Annotated in this window: 16 protein-coding genes; 8 read left to right on the top strand and 8 right to left on the bottom strand. The window is 49.5% G+C overall.

Going from position 1 to position 12,887, the window contains the following annotated elements; translation table 11 throughout:
- The first annotated feature begins 27 nt into the window (after nucleotides 1-27).
- The gene (locus B5F77_RS04095) at nucleotides 28-1,143 is read left to right on the top strand and encodes an ABC transporter permease (RefSeq protein ID WP_087328282.1); all 1,116 of its coding nucleotides are present in this window, start codon (nucleotides 28-30) and stop codon (nucleotides 1,141-1,143) included.
- A gap of 59 nt (nucleotides 1,144-1,202) precedes the next feature.
- On the opposite strand, the gene B5F77_RS04090 is transcribed toward B5F77_RS04095, so the two are convergent.
- The 4 genes from B5F77_RS04090 to B5F77_RS04075 are packed head-to-tail and all read right to left on the bottom strand — an operon-like array spanning nucleotide 1,203 to nucleotide 2,933.
- Entirely contained in the window at nucleotides 1,203-1,643 is a 441-nt protein-coding gene (locus tag B5F77_RS04090; protein ID WP_087328047.1) for a hypothetical protein, read from the bottom strand.
- A gap of 16 nt (nucleotides 1,644-1,659) precedes the next feature.
- Nucleotides 1,660-2,010: a hypothetical protein gene (locus B5F77_RS04085; protein WP_140392808.1), complete on the bottom strand. Its 351-nt coding sequence runs from the start codon at nucleotides 2,008-2,010 to the stop codon at nucleotides 1,660-1,662.
- A gap of 4 nt (nucleotides 2,011-2,014) precedes the next feature.
- Nucleotides 2,015-2,554: an RNA polymerase sigma factor gene (locus B5F77_RS04080; protein WP_087328041.1), complete on the bottom strand. Its 540-nt coding sequence runs from the start codon at nucleotides 2,552-2,554 to the stop codon at nucleotides 2,015-2,017.
- A 7-nt stretch (nucleotides 2,555-2,561) separates the two neighbouring features.
- Nucleotides 2,562-2,933 (bottom strand): hypothetical protein, encoded by a 372-nt coding sequence (locus B5F77_RS04075; protein WP_087328275.1) that lies wholly within the window; start codon nucleotides 2,931-2,933, stop codon nucleotides 2,562-2,564.
- A 199-nt stretch (nucleotides 2,934-3,132) separates the two neighbouring features.
- On the opposite strand from B5F77_RS04075, the gene B5F77_RS04070 reads away from it, so the two are divergent.
- The 3 genes from B5F77_RS04070 (at nucleotide 3,133) to B5F77_RS04060 (ending at nucleotide 5,626) form a co-directional block, all read left to right on the top strand.
- Entirely contained in the window at nucleotides 3,133-3,459 is a 327-nt protein-coding gene (locus B5F77_RS04070) for a multidrug efflux SMR transporter (RefSeq protein ID WP_087328038.1), read from the top strand.
- 410 nt (nucleotides 3,460-3,869) lie between these two features.
- The gene (gene murB / locus B5F77_RS04065; RefSeq protein ID WP_087328035.1) at nucleotides 3,870-4,868 is read left to right on the top strand and encodes a UDP-N-acetylmuramate dehydrogenase; all 999 of its coding nucleotides are present in this window, start codon (nucleotides 3,870-3,872) and stop codon (nucleotides 4,866-4,868) included.
- The gene (locus B5F77_RS04060) at nucleotides 4,868-5,626 is read left to right on the top strand and encodes an MBL fold metallo-hydrolase (protein WP_087328272.1); all 759 of its coding nucleotides are present in this window, start codon (nucleotides 4,868-4,870) and stop codon (nucleotides 5,624-5,626) included. The genes murB and B5F77_RS04060 overlap by 1 nt, the downstream gene beginning before the upstream one ends.
- Here the strand turns inward: B5F77_RS04060 and B5F77_RS04055 are convergent, their stop codons facing one another.
- The 3 genes from B5F77_RS04055 to pheS form a co-directional block, all read right to left on the bottom strand.
- Nucleotides 5,627-6,430 (bottom strand): hypothetical protein, encoded by an 804-nt coding sequence (locus tag B5F77_RS04055; protein WP_087328033.1) that lies wholly within the window; start codon nucleotides 6,428-6,430, stop codon nucleotides 5,627-5,629. It abuts the gene before it with no gap.
- Nucleotides 6,427-7,068 carry an endonuclease III gene (gene nth / locus B5F77_RS04050; protein ID WP_087328029.1) on the bottom strand — a complete coding sequence of 214 codons (642 nt, stop codon included), beginning with the start codon at nucleotides 7,066-7,068 and terminating at the stop codon, nucleotides 6,427-6,429. Before nth ends, B5F77_RS04055 begins: the two co-directional genes overlap by 4 nt.
- A gap of 92 nt (nucleotides 7,069-7,160) precedes the next feature.
- The gene (gene pheS, locus B5F77_RS04045) at nucleotides 7,161-8,180 is read right to left on the bottom strand and encodes a phenylalanine--tRNA ligase subunit alpha (protein ID WP_087328026.1); all 1,020 of its coding nucleotides are present in this window, start codon (nucleotides 8,178-8,180) and stop codon (nucleotides 7,161-7,163) included.
- 649 nt (nucleotides 8,181-8,829) lie between these two features.
- On the opposite strand from pheS, the gene B5F77_RS04040 reads away from it, so the two are divergent.
- On the top strand, nucleotides 8,830-9,750 hold the full coding sequence (locus B5F77_RS04040; protein WP_087328023.1) for a cation diffusion facilitator family transporter: 921 nt from the start codon (nucleotides 8,830-8,832) through the stop codon (nucleotides 9,748-9,750).
- Between the two features lie 55 nt (nucleotides 9,751-9,805).
- On the opposite strand, the gene B5F77_RS04035 is transcribed toward B5F77_RS04040, so the two are convergent.
- Nucleotides 9,806-10,408, bottom strand: a complete 603-nt coding sequence (locus B5F77_RS04035) for a riboflavin synthase (RefSeq protein WP_087328021.1) — start codon at nucleotides 10,406-10,408, stop codon at nucleotides 9,806-9,808.
- Nucleotides 10,409-10,508: 100 nt separating this feature from the next.
- Between B5F77_RS04035 and B5F77_RS04030 the strand changes: the two genes are divergently transcribed.
- The 3 genes from B5F77_RS04030 to B5F77_RS15680 all read left to right on the top strand — a co-directional run bounded on the left by B5F77_RS04030 (nucleotide 10,509) and on the right by B5F77_RS15680 (nucleotide 12,738).
- A complete protein-coding gene (locus B5F77_RS04030) occupies nucleotides 10,509-11,195 on the top strand; it encodes a peptidylprolyl isomerase (protein ID WP_087328269.1) in 687 nt (228 codons plus the stop codon).
- Nucleotides 11,192-12,505 (top strand): MATE family efflux transporter, encoded by a 1,314-nt coding sequence (locus tag B5F77_RS04025; protein WP_087328018.1) that lies wholly within the window; start codon nucleotides 11,192-11,194, stop codon nucleotides 12,503-12,505. The genes B5F77_RS04030 and B5F77_RS04025 overlap by 4 nt, the downstream gene beginning before the upstream one ends.
- A gap of 77 nt (nucleotides 12,506-12,582) precedes the next feature.
- Nucleotides 12,583-12,738, top strand: coding sequence for a hypothetical protein (locus B5F77_RS15680; protein ID WP_162607948.1), 156 nt, complete (start codon nucleotides 12,583-12,585; stop codon nucleotides 12,736-12,738).
- Nucleotides 12,739-12,887 lie beyond the last annotated feature (149 nt).

The raw sequence follows: 12,887 nt of genomic DNA, 5'->3' as shown, positions 1-12,887 counted from the left end.
AGAAAGAACACGAATAAAGAAACCATGATGTTGAAATATTTGTTAGAAAAAGAATTCAAGCAGATGCTTCGCAACCGCTTCATGTCGAAGCTGCTGATTGCATTGCCGCTGATGACAATCGTGGTGTTTCCATACGTCACGAACCAGGAGGTGAACGACGTGAAGCTCTCCATTGTCGACCTCGACCATAGTCCCGCTTCTTCGCGATTGACTCAGAAAGCGGCTTCGACGGATTACTTCCGCTTGACGGATGTTTCGCCTACGTATCCCGACGCCTTGAAACGTATAGAGGCGGGCGATGTGGACCTGGTATTAGAGATTCCGCCGGATTTCGAGCACGACCTTCAAAACGAAGGAACTGCTTCGGTAAGGATTGCGGCCAACTCGGTGAATGGTACGCAAGGAAGTTTGGGGGCACAATACCTGGCTTCCCTTGTAAACGACTACAGTCGTGAATGGCGGGAAGAGAACGGTGCCGCGTCGCTCGCTATGCCGGAGGTCCCGACCTTTGATACGCATGTACGTTACCGTTTCAATCCTATGCTCGACTATAAAGTCTTCATGGTGCCAGGGTTGATTGTCGTGTTGTTGACGCTCTTAGGTGGTGCGTTGACCGCCCTTAATATTGTAGGCGAAAAAGAAGCGGGCACGATTGAACAAATCAACGTGTCGCCCATACCGAAGCATCTGTTCATCCTTTCGAAGTTGATACCCAATTGGATTATAGGTCTCATAGCCCTTACGTTTGGCATGACGTTTGGATGGGCGGTGCATGGCATTGTGCCCGAGGGAAGTTTGGGACTGATTTTCTTCTTTTCGATGATTTACATTTGGGCTGTCACCGGTGCGGGTATGGTGATATCCAACTACTCCGACACGATGCAACAGGCCATGTTCGTGCTGTTTTTCTTTCTTATCATGCTGTTGCTTACGTCCGGGCTTTTTACGCCGGTCGACAGTATGCCTCTTTGGATGCAGCGACTGACGATTTTGAATCCCATCCGTTATCAAGCGGAAGTAATGCGCCTTATCTATTTGAAAGGAAGTTCTTTTGGCGAGTTATTGCCTTATTTCTTCTGGCTTTGTGGTTTTGCGGTGGTATTCAATACTTGGGCCGTGATGAGTTATCGGAAAAGCCTTTAAAAATAAGTTGCGGAAAAGAGAAAGAACCCGGTTGGTTTTGTCCGGCCGGGTTCTTTGGTTTATCTGCGTATTTTATCCCTTTTCCTCTCTTGAAGCTTTTTCATCATCTGTTTTTCCTTTTGATAGACTTTTTGAATTTGTTTGGGGGAAAGGAATTCCCGATAACGTGTATAATACTTTTGTCGCAACGCTAAAATTTGTTGGCTTTGTTTGAAACGAGCCTGCATAGCGTTATCGATTTCTTCGTCGGTCATCACTTTCGAGGCTTTGTGTTTTGGTCGGGGTCTGATAGTCCATAATTCTTGTTGGAACTGGCAATAAGTATCAACAAACTTTTGCGTGGTGGCTTCATCGAATGATAATGCATGGGCGATATGTTTGGCCTGGGTTTCCGCCAGTTCTTCTCGCGAAATGCGTTGATGGAAAGACTGGGCAATCAATGAACCACTTAAACTGAACAGGGCGATTGCTACTGCGAGCATTCTAATAAATACTTTCATGACTTTTTCTGTTTTATTATTCGTTTAAAAATACATTATCTAAAAATACATCGTCTTGATACGTTTCGAATAAGTAATCTTGGTCTTCCAAGCAAAGATTGCTGAAGGCTTCTTCGACGGTAGAAAAACTGTATGTTGACTCGGGCATCCATACGGGACGGAGCAGCAACAGGAACGCGATTCCGGCAGCCAGGGTGGCTATGCTTCCCCATACGATGTGCGTTCGGATGCACAGCTTGCTTTTTCCTTGGCTCGGTTCTTCCTTTATTTCTTTCCAGACGTCCTTTTCCAATTGGTCGAAGAACCCGTCGGGAACTTGATACGGCATTCGTTTGCCTATTGAGTTGAAATCAAAACCTTTTTCCATGACCTTATTCATTTGAATTCATATAGTGGATAATCTTCTCTTTGGCGATATGGTAGTTCGCCTTCGCGCTTTGGGCCGTGCAAGCGGCAATTTCGGCTATTTCCTCATACCTTAACTCGTCGTAATACCGCAGGTTGAAGACGAGCTGTTGTTTCGTCGGGAGCGAACGGATAGCACGTTGCAGCTTCACCGATTCGAGGTCGGAATAGTCTATATATTCATCTGCCGGCAACCGATTTACGTTTGCCTCGGCTTGCTCCAGCGAAAATGACCCTTCGTTATGTCGGGATTCCATCAGGCGCAATGCCTCGCGGGTGGCGATGCGGTATATCCATGCTTTAAACGAGTTGTCGTCCCGACATTGTGAAAAGGAGCGGAAAATCCGGATGAAGGTCTCTTGCGCTACGTCCTGCGCGTCGGCGTGCGAGACGACGAGCCTCCGAATGTGCCAATATACCGGCTTTTTGTATTTGTCCATAAACAAACGGAACCCCTTCTCCGGATTTTTTCGGATTGCTTGGATGATTTCTTTATCCTCGGTCATAAGCGGATTATTGGAGGCTTAAGACATACGTTTTCTTTCGTCCTTTTACCACAAGGGCAATGGGTTTACGCTTATCGGCCGCAAAAGCATCGAGTTCCGCTTCGGCGCGGGCTTTTGTCAGGCCCGTCAGTTGAGCATATTTTTTACTGCTCAGTTGCTTATGCTTCTTGAGATAAGCCAGGGCCATCGCAAAGCGTTCGTTGGGGGTGAATCGTTCCTGGATAGGCGGTGCCGGAGCTGGTTTTACTACAATGGTAGTGGCTACCGGCCGTGGCGGGACGTGCGGATGCCGATGCCATCGATGCGCCGACGCGCAACTGCAAATCGATATCAAACATATAGCCAAAATCCCTTTCTTTATCATTCCTGTCGTTTGCATACGTTTCATTTTTATTCATTAGACATTAATACATCTCGTTCCTATTTATTGGGATCCACTTTTTAGGAAACGTTTCTGTATGCAAGACCCTACCCGGACGGAAAAGTAAAACGAAAAGGCGAATTTTAGGGATTTTTTTAAGCGAATCGATGCCTTCTTTTCTTACTTTTGCGCCCAAATCAATTGAAAAAAGAAAAATATGGATTGGATGATACTTGTGATTGCCGGTTTTTTTGAATCGGGCTTTGCGTTTTGTTTGGGGAAGATGAAAGAGGCTGCGGGCATGGCCTATTACCTTTGGGGTGCAGGTTTTTTAGTGAGTTTGATATTAAGCATGGTCTTGTTGGCCAAGGCAGTACAGACTTTGCCTATCGGAACGGCCTATCCCGTGTGGACCGGTATCGGGGCGGTCGGGACAGTCCTTTTGGGCATTCTTTTTCTTCATGAACCCGCTTCGTGGGCCCGTCTTTTTTTCATCACGACGTTGATCGCTTCCATTATCGGGCTGAAATGGGTCTCGCATTGAGTGCTGGCCCTGTTTTTCCTTCTATGAGGACGTAAATTCTCTATTTTTAGCTTCTGGCAATGAAACGACAAGGTCGATTCGTTATCTTTAGTCAACGATGACAAGTCTACAACGTCGATTCTCTTCCTTTGTTCAACGGTAACGAAACGACAACGTCGATTCTTTATCTTTGGTCAACGATAACGAATCTACAAGGTCGATTCTTTACCGTTGATTAAAGGAAACGAAACTACAGATTCAATTCTTTTTATTTGACCAACGGAAATGAATCTACAAGGTAGATTCGTCATATTTGTTCATCGGTGACGAATCGTACGCTGCGCTTTCTATTTTGTCCGGTTCGTTTGCTGGTTGCTCCAAATAAAATGCGTACCTTCGCCAGGGATTAAAAAACGAAACATACATACAATATGAGAATCGAACAAAATATCTCGTTGGAGAAATATAATACGTTCCATTTGCCGGTGAAAACGCGTTGGTTTTTGGAATATGCAGACGAGACGGATTTGCAGAAAGTTTTGCACGATGAATACTTTCAAGAATGCCTTTCGCAACACATCGGGCAGGGGAGCAACCTCCTCTTCCTGAACGATTATAACGGTATCATCCTGCATTCGGCCATCCGGGGGATGGAGGTCGTGCGGGAAACGAACGAGGCGGTTTGGCTCCGTGTCGGGGCTGGTGAAATATGGGACGAGGTCGTGGCATATGCCGTGGCGCAAGGTTGGGGCGGCATCGAAAACCTCTCCGGCATTCCGGGCGAAACGGGCGCAGCGGCCGTACAGAATATCGGCGCGTATGGGATGGAGATAAAAGATGCCATCGAGACTGTCGAGGCGTGGAACCAACTGACATTCGAGAAACATTATTTTTCGGCCGAGGAATGCGGCTATGCCTATCGGTGGAGCCGCTTCAAAGACCCGCATGCCGACCCGCATATCGTGACTTATGTTGTTCTGAAATTGGCGAAGAACCCGGTATTTAATCTGGAATATGGTCCCTTGCAGGAGTTGCATGAACCGACATTGGCGCAGGTGCGCGAGGCCGTGCTGGCTATCCGGAACGAAAAACTTCCCGACCCCGCCCACTTGGGGAATGCCGGTAGTTTCTTCATGAACCCGCTGGTTTCGAAGGAACACTTTGAACGCATCCGCCAAACCTATCCGCAGGTGCCCGGATACCCGGCAGCGGATAAAGTGAAGGTGCCCGCCGCCTGGCTGATCGAGCAATGTGGTTTCAAAGGGAAACGGCACGGGCATGTGGGTGTTTATGAAAAGCAAGCGCTTATCCTGGTGAATTACGGAGAGGCAACGGGCGATGAAATCGCATTGATGGCCGAGAGTATCCGTGCGGCAGTAAAGGAACGTTTTGGCATTGAATTGATGCCGGAAGTAAAATATATTGCATGATGAAAATCATCTTTTTAGGAACAGGAACCTCGACGGGTGTACCGGAAATCGGATGCCAGTGCGAAGTATGTACCAGCAAGGACAAGCGAGATTGGCGGCTCCGGACGTCGGCCGTCGTCGAAACGAAAGGACGGCGCATTTTGATAGATTGCGGACCGGATTTCCGTTGGCAAGTGATTACGAATCGTATCTACCAGTTGGATGCTGTATTGATTACGCATGAGCATTACGACCACGTCGGTGGCCTCGACGATTTGCGTCCGTTTTGCCGTTATGGCGAGGTGAATGTCTATGCCGAAGAGAATGTGGCGTATGCGATAAAGACGCGTATTCCCTATGTCTTTGCGGAGCATAAATATCCAGGTGTACCGAATATTAATATGCATGCCATTACGACGGAACCCTTCGAGGCGGCAGGTTTGGAGATTGTGCCCATTCGGCTCATGCACGGGAAACTGCCTATCTTGGGTTATCGCATCGGACGTTTAGCTTACTTGACAGACCTGAAGACCATACCGGAAAGCGAATTTCCGAAGCTCGAAGGTGTGGATTTGCTCGTGATTAATGCTCTTCGCCGTGATAGCAAGCACCCGACGCATGCCGGACTGGACGAGGCATTGGCTTACATTCGCCGGATTGCTCCGAAAGAGGCTTATCTGGTGCATGAATCGCACAAGATTGGTTTGCATGCCGAGGTCGAGAAGTTGCTCCCTCCGCATGTGCATTTGGCGTATGATAATTTAAGCGTTGAGTTTTGATCAATACCGGAGGGTGAGGTAAAGCGCGTCGTCATCTGACGTAGATTCCACCGTTACGCTGTCGAGTGGTAAATGCAAACGGTGGCAGAAGCGGCGTTGAAGCGTGTCAGCCAGGGAGATCTGGAGCGAATCATTTGGAAATGTATCCACGGGGAAACGCAGGAAAGCCGACAGTCGCCCTTCGGATTTATAGATATTCGCCTGCATCCATTCCTTATCATAAGGAAAGAGCAGGTTCACGGTGGAAGAAGCTGCCGGGAAATGAGGGAGTGAATGCGTGGTTTGTCCTGCTTGTTCGAGCAATAGTTTATGATAAGAGGCCACCCAAATGCCTTCCCGATAGAATGTCCCCAGGAAACGTTGCGGTCCGTCCGTATAATAGGAGAGTTGCGTGGTTCCGATGACTTGCTTTTTCGGAGGATAGTTATCCAATAAATGTTGAGTCGTAGCCGATAGTCGTTTGGCCTCAAGGGGATTTGCTTTTACCAAACAGACGACGCCTTCGGCATGAAAGCTGAAAAGGGCTTCGTGTACCGGTATTTCCTCGAAAAGATGGAAGAAGAAAACGGGAATATGTTCCTCGAACAATCGTCGTTCCCGTTCTCCGCCGGCAATCAGTTTCAGCCAAGTGTTTGTTTCTTGGATACGCAGGAGGGCTTCCGGATGTGGTGGCACGAAGGAATAAACCGTAGCGGCCGTCTCGCTCTTTTCCCGTTTGAGTTGGTTGAAGAAATAACTTACGATACTTCCTACTACGAGAAAAGCCACGAGTACGAATCCCAATTCCCGCTGATATCGTCTCATTTCTGTTGGGAGAAGTATAAACACCACGGCGCGAGCCCGCATTCCATGCATTTGGGTTTGCGGGCAAGGCATGTATAACGGCCGTGCAAAATCAGCCAATGATGGGCTATGGGGATGAGTTCCTTGGGTATGTGGCGTGTCAACTCTTTCTCTGTCTCTAAGGGCGTCCGGCTGTCGAGTGTCAGTCCGAGGCGGTTGGCCACGCGGAACACGTGTGTATCGACGGCCATGGTGGGTGCACCAAAGATAACGGAGGCTACGACGTTCGCCGTTTTACGTCCCACGCCGGGTAACGTCATTAGTTCTTTCACCTCTGAGGGCACTTGCCCGCCAAACTTTTCCATCAGCATTTGCGCCATGCCGGCCAGATGCTTAGCTTTGTTGTGAGGATATGAGACGCTTTTGATGTATTCATAGATTACTTCCGGCGAGGAAGCGGCCATGACCTCTGCCGTGGGAAAGGCTTCGAACAGGGCAGGCGTCACTTGGTTTACTCGCTTGTCTGTGCATTGCGCCGAAAGAATGACGGCCACGAGGAGCTTGTATGGATCTCCGTCGTAATGAAGCTCCGTTTCCGCTACGGGCACGTGGGTTTGGAACCACGTTAAGATGCCTTTGTATCGTTCTTCTTTGCGCATGTGGATAGGTTTTATATGGTGTGTTTTCCCCGGACTCAGGTTATGAAAGTCCGGGGATTGTTTGGTACATCAATGATTGTTTGGTCACAATTTTAATTGGCTGATTCAAATTCCTCAAGGAAGCGTATGTCGTTTTCCGAGAACATGCGCAAGTCCTTGACTCTATATTTTAGGTTTGTAATTCGTTCGATTCCCATGCCGAGCGCGTAGCCGGAATAAATCTGGCTGTCGATACCGCAGTTTTCCAGCACGTTCGGGTCGACCATGCCGCAGCCTAAGATTTCCACCCACCCCGTGTGTTTGCAGAAGGCACAGCCTTTACCTCCGCAAATGTTGCACGAGATATCCATCTCGGCCGAAGGCTCGGTGAAGGGGAAATAGGAGGGACGCAAGCGGATTTTCGTGTCTGCGCCAAACATCTCTTTGGCAAAGAAAAGCAACGCCTGTTTCAAGTCGGCAAACGATACGTTCTTGTCGATGTAAAGTCCTTCTACCTGGTGGAAGAAGCAGTGGGCGCGATAGGAAATCGCTTCGTTGCGGTAGACGCGTCCCGGGCAGATGATGCGGATAGGCGGTTGTTGCTTTTCCATCACGCGCGTTTGTACCGACGAGGTATGCGTGCGCAAAAGGACGTCGGGGGCATGTTGGATGAAGAACGTATCCTGCATGTCGCGTGCCGGATGGTCTTCCGCGAAGTTGAGCGATGAGAACACATGCCAGTCGTCTTCTACTTCAGGGCCTTCCGCGATGCTGAAGCCCAGGCGGCCGAAGATGTCGCAAATCTCCTTCTTGACGAGCGAGAGCGGATGGCGCGTACCCAGTTCGATGGGGTAAGCGGTGCGCGTCAGGTCGATGTCATTATAACTGGTTTGCTGGTTCTCGAAACTTTCTTTCAGTTCATTGATTTTCTGTTGGGTTTTCTCTTTCAGTTCGTTGATGTAGATGCCCACTTCGCGTTTATGTTCGGCTGGGACGTTGCGGAAGTCGTTCATCAATTGGGAAATGGCTCCCTTTTTGCTCAAATATTTAATGCGAAGGGCTTCCAGTTCCTCCGCGTTGGCTGCTGTCAGTTGTCCTACCTCTTCGAGCAGGGCTTTTATCTTGTCAATCATTTCGTCAAAAATGCTTTTTTATAATTTTGTCGCAAATGTAGGGCTTTATTTTGAATATTGCAACATTTAGGGAAATCATTCGCATCGAGAGGCGCGAATAATTGGATTTGGGTTCCGTTTGCCCGATTCAGCGGTAGAAGTCTTTGCTTTGGTGAAAGTGCCCTCGATTCAGCGGTAAAAACCTTTGCTTTGGTGAAAGTGCCCTCGATTCAGCGATAGAAACCTTTGCGTTGGCGAAAGTACCCCTGATTTAGTCTCTATCGGGTTTGCGTTGGCGAAAGTGCCCCTGATTTAGCCTCTATCGGGTTTACTTTGGCGAAAGTGCCCCTGATTTAGCCTCTATCGGGTTTACTTTGGCGAAAGTGCTCTTGATTTAGCCTCTATCGGGTTTACTTTGACGAAAGTGCCCCTGATTTAGCCTCTATCGAGTTTACTTTGGCGAAAGTGCCCCTGATTTAGTCTCTATCGGGTTTACTTTGGCGAAAGTATTCCTGATTTAGCCTCTGCCGGTTAAGCCGGGGCGAAAGCGAGGCAGATTGCAACCTGTTTGCAAAGAGGGGCGCGGAGGGGAAATATTCCGCCTTGGGGGTTGGCGTTTTGGCGCAGACCTGTTACTTTTGCCTCCGGTTTAAAGCTAAAAAAAGAAGATATGGTATCTATTCACGCGCATGGAGGTTCGCACCCTCACCACCACCACCCCGAAGCGCCCGCTTCGCTGAATGCTATCTTTATTATATGTATAGCGTTGAATCTGCTGTTTGTCCTCGTGGAAGCGGGGGTAGGATTTATGTATCACTCGCTCGGCTTGCTCTCCGACGCAGGCCACAACCTGAGCGACGTCTTCAGCCTGCTGCTTTCGCTGATGGCACTCCAGATGGCCAAGCGGCCGGTGACGGAGCATTTCACGTATGGGTATAAGAAGGGTACGATTTTGGTTTCGCTGGCCAATGCGATTATCCTGTTGGTCGCGATTGGGGCGATTTTGCTGGAGAGCATTCATAAATTGCGTTATCCGGAGCCGGTTTCGGGCGAAGCGATTTCGTGGACGGCGGGCGTGGGCATCGTGGTAAACGGTCTCACGGCTTGGCTTTTGATGAAGCAGCAAAAGGGAGACCTGAACGTGCGCGGCGCGTTTCTCCACATGGCGATGGATACGCTCGTCTCGGTAGGCGTCGTAGCGTCAGGTCTGATGATTATGTATACGGGTTGGGTTGTGCTGGATGCGGTCGTCAGTTGGGTTATCGTGGTGATTATTTTCTTTTCTACGTGGAATTTGTTGAAAGAAAGCCTTTGCCTATCGATGGATGCCGTCCCCCGGAGCGTGGATATGGCGCATTTGAAGCAGCGGCTTGCCGGGCTGGAAGGAATCGAGAGTTGGCACCATTTGCACGTGTGGGCGGTGAGCACGACCGAAAATGCGGCGACTGTCCATGTGGTGCTCCGTGATATTACACAAATGGAAACGGTAAAGCGGGCGGTGAAGGAGTTGTTCCGCGAAGAAAATGTGCAGCACAGCACCGTCGAGTGCGAATCGGCAGGTGCGCGCTGTGCCGACGAGCATTGCCACTAAGCGAAATCCCGATACGAACGGAGGCGGACCGCTACCGGACCGCCTCCCATTCGAGTTATTTGTATTGCATCAGTTTGCTGATGTATTTCCCTACGATGTCGAACTCGAGGTTCACGACCGTCCCCGGTTCTATTTCGCAGAAGTTTGTATGGTCGTGCGTATAAGGAATAATAGCAACCTGGAAGCTGTTCTGCTGGGAGTTGCATACCGTGAGACTGACCCCGTTCACGCAGACCGAGCCCTTTTCAACCGTCAGATAACCTTGCTGTGCCATCGCCGGGTCGAACTTATATTCGAAGGTGTAATACCAGCTGCCGTCGGCCTCTTCCACGCGGGTGCAGCGGGCGGTTTGGTCTACGTGTCCCTGGACAATATGTCCGTCGAGGCGACCGTTCATCAGCATGCTACGCTCCAAGTTCACGAGGCTGCCCGGCCGGAGATTCCCTAAATTCGAACGTTCGAGCGTCTCCTGGACGGCTGTCACGGTGTACGTCTTACCTTCTTTCTTGACGACCGTGAGGCAAACGCCGTTGTGCGCCACGCTCTGGTCGATTTTCAATTCATCGGTAAACGAACATTCCATCGTGAGGTGAATATTCCCTTTCTCTTGTTCAATGGCTACCACACGGGCAGCTTCTTCTACAATTCCTGAAAACATATTGCGATTCTATTTAGATGATTTGCGGGCAAAGATAGGGGAAAAAACAGAAAAAGGCATTACATTTGCTGTCGGAATTTTAATTTAAAGAAAGATGATGATGAGACGACTATTGACAAGTTTGCTGATAGCAATGGCTTTGCTTGCTTCGGTGGCAGGCGTGAAAGCCCAAGAGGCGCAGGAAGAAAAAGAAACCCTGGTATTGATTGATACGGATAAGGGAAAGATTAAGGTGAAACTGTATAACGATACGCCAAAACATCGGGATAACTTCCTTAAAAACGTGGAATCGCATCTCTACGATGGCCTGCTTTTCCATCGCGTGATTAAGCAATTCATGATTCAGGCGGGAGATATTAACTCGAAGGATGCCCCAGAAGAACAACACTTGGGCGACGGCGATCCGGATTATACCGTCCCGGCAGAAATTGTCTATCCAACGCATTTCCATAAAGCGGGAGCCCTTTGCGCGGCGCGGACGAGCGATGACGTAAATCCGGAACGCGCCTCCTCGGCTTCGCAATTCTATATTGTCACGGGTAAATTCTATACCTCCATGGAATTAGATAAGATGGAGAAGGAGCAAGGCAAAAAGTTCACGCCCGAACAGCGCGAGGCTTATATGCTGGAAGGCGGCCGCCCCGATTTGGACGAAAAGTATACAGTCTTTGGTGAAGTGGTAGACGGCATGAAGGCGGTCTTTAAGATTCAGATGGAAGAAACCAATTCGGAAGATCGTCCGCTGAAGAATATCCGTATCAAATCGATGAAGGTGGTAGAGAAATGAACCACTACAAAGAGACTATCCGCTTGGGTGTCCCTATTATGTTGGGACAGTTGGGTATCATTGTAGTCGGATTTGCGGACAATATCATGGTGGGGCATCACAGCACGGCGGAGCTGGCGGCTGCCTCGTTTGTGAATAACTTCTTCAATTTGGCCTTTATCTTCGGGATGGGTTTCTCCTACGGCTTGACACCCCTCATCGGCCGTCTGTTTGCCGCTGGCGAACGGGAGGAAGCGGGCGCGATGCTGAAGAATAGCCTTTGCATCAACTTCGCAGTGGGCGTATTGCTGAGCCTTTGCATGTTGGGGCTTCTTTTTCAGTTGGATGCTTTGGGGCAACCGCGCGAACTCTATCCGTATATTATACCGTATTATATCCTCCAACTTTTCTCGGTCATCTTCGCGATGCTGTTCAATTCGTTCAAGCAATTTAGCGACGGGACGACGGATACACTCACGCCGATGTGTATCATGTTGGGGGCGAATGTCTTGAATATCATTGGGAATTATTTCCTCATCTACGGGCATGGCGGATTTCCGGAATTGGGCCTGACGGGCGCAGGGATTTCTACGCTATTGAGCCGGGTACTGACGTTGGTCGTTTTCGCCGGGTTATTTTTCCGCTGTGGGAAGTATGCAGCCTATCGGGCTGGCTTCCGGGCAGCGAAGGTGGGGCGGGATTCCCTCCGGAAGCTAGTGCGGCTGGGGTTGCCCGTCGGTCTCCAGATGGGTGTCGAGACAGCTTCGTTCAGCTTGAGCGTCATTATGATGGGTTGGATTGGCAGCATGGCGTTGGCGGCCTATCAGGTCGGGGGTGTGATTACGACGCTCGGTTTCATGCTCTATTACGGTATTGGCGCGGCTGTCTCGATTCGGGTGAGCCATTTCAGCGGGAATAGTGACGCGCAGGAAGTTCGTCGGGCGACGTGGGCCGGATTTGTCATCATCAATACCTGCGCCTTGCTGTTTGTGACGTTCCTGCTGGCATTCCGGACTGAAATCGGTTATCTCTTCACGCCCGAGGCCGATGTGGTGCGCCTGGTGGCGCTGTTCTGCTGGCCCATCATGCTCTACCAGTTTGGCGACGGCTTGCAAATCCTTTTCGCCAATGCCCTGCGCGGGTTGGCCGACGTACATTATATGGCGAAGATGGCTTTTGTGTGCCATTTCGGCTTGGCGCTCCCTATTGGCTATGCGTGCGGCTTCCTGCTGGATTGGGGGGCGATAGGCGTATGGTTCGGCTTTCCTGTCAGTCTGACGGTATTGGGTCTGTTGCTTGCCCGCCGTTTTTATCGGTTGACGCGAAAATAATGGCGTAAAAAGCTTCCGAATGTTTTGTAAAATAAGAAACAAGTCGTACCTTTGGCATGGATTAAACAAAGCATAAAATGACAAGTACTTGCGAAACATATTGTCCGTTAACATCTTTTACCATGAATCGCTTGGTGAAAGGCGATAATATGTTAGCAAGCAAGCAAGCAAGCAAGCAAGCAAGCAAGCAAGCAAGCAAGCAAGCAAGCAAGCAAGCAAGCATTAAACATTAAGCAAATAATTCACGACGTGAAAGGCCCGTGTGCGGAGCAGGAAGCTCTGTGCACGGGCTTTTTGCGTTTATTGTATAACTCTTAAGTACATGAAATCATGGAATTAGCATTAAAGGCCTGGTTGGTAGACAATGCCGTGACTACCGACG

The organism is Parabacteroides sp. An277, from assembly GCF_002159645.1.
Classification (GTDB): domain Bacteria; phylum Bacteroidota; class Bacteroidia; order Bacteroidales; family Tannerellaceae; genus Parabacteroides.
The sequence above is the reverse complement of the archived record's forward strand: the minus strand, read 5'-3'. Positions and strand labels throughout refer to the sequence as shown.

Bases quoted from the DNA above. Each gene is read 5' to 3' on its own strand.
- B5F77_RS04095 (WP_087328282.1), top strand. From the start codon at position 28: ATGTTGAAATATTTGTTAGAAAAAGAATTCAAGCAGATGCTTCGCAAC.
- B5F77_RS04090 (WP_087328047.1), bottom strand. From the start codon at position 1,643: ATGAAAGTATTTATTAGAATGCTCGCAGTAGCAATCGCCCTGTTCAGT.
- B5F77_RS04085 (WP_140392808.1), bottom strand. From the start codon at position 2,010: ATGGAAAAAGGTTTTGATTTCAACTCAATAGGCAAACGAATGCCGTAT.
- B5F77_RS04080 (WP_087328041.1), bottom strand. From the start codon at position 2,554: ATGACCGAGGATAAAGAAATCATCCAAGCAATCCGAAAAAATCCGGAG.
- B5F77_RS04075 (WP_087328275.1), bottom strand. From the start codon at position 2,933: ATGCAAACGACAGGAATGATAAAGAAAGGGATTTTGGCTATATGTTTG.
- B5F77_RS04070 (WP_087328038.1), top strand. From the start codon at position 3,133: ATGGATTGGATGATACTTGTGATTGCCGGTTTTTTTGAATCGGGCTTT.
- murB (WP_087328035.1), top strand. From the start codon at position 3,870: ATGAGAATCGAACAAAATATCTCGTTGGAGAAATATAATACGTTCCAT.
- B5F77_RS04060 (WP_087328272.1), top strand. From the start codon at position 4,868: ATGAAAATCATCTTTTTAGGAACAGGAACCTCGACGGGTGTACCGGAA.
- B5F77_RS04055 (WP_087328033.1), bottom strand. From the start codon at position 6,430: ATGAGACGATATCAGCGGGAATTGGGATTCGTACTCGTGGCTTTTCTC.
- nth (WP_087328029.1), bottom strand. From the start codon at position 7,068: ATGCGCAAAGAAGAACGATACAAAGGCATCTTAACGTGGTTCCAAACC.
- pheS (WP_087328026.1), bottom strand. From the start codon at position 8,180: ATGATTGACAAGATAAAAGCCCTGCTCGAAGAGGTAGGACAACTGACA.
- B5F77_RS04040 (WP_087328023.1), top strand. From the start codon at position 8,830: ATGGTATCTATTCACGCGCATGGAGGTTCGCACCCTCACCACCACCAC.
- B5F77_RS04035 (WP_087328021.1), bottom strand. From the start codon at position 10,408: ATGTTTTCAGGAATTGTAGAAGAAGCTGCCCGTGTGGTAGCCATTGAA.
- B5F77_RS04030 (WP_087328269.1), top strand. From the start codon at position 10,509: ATGAGACGACTATTGACAAGTTTGCTGATAGCAATGGCTTTGCTTGCT.
- B5F77_RS04025 (WP_087328018.1), top strand. From the start codon at position 11,192: ATGAACCACTACAAAGAGACTATCCGCTTGGGTGTCCCTATTATGTTG.
- B5F77_RS15680 (WP_162607948.1), top strand. From the start codon at position 12,583: ATGACAAGTACTTGCGAAACATATTGTCCGTTAACATCTTTTACCATG.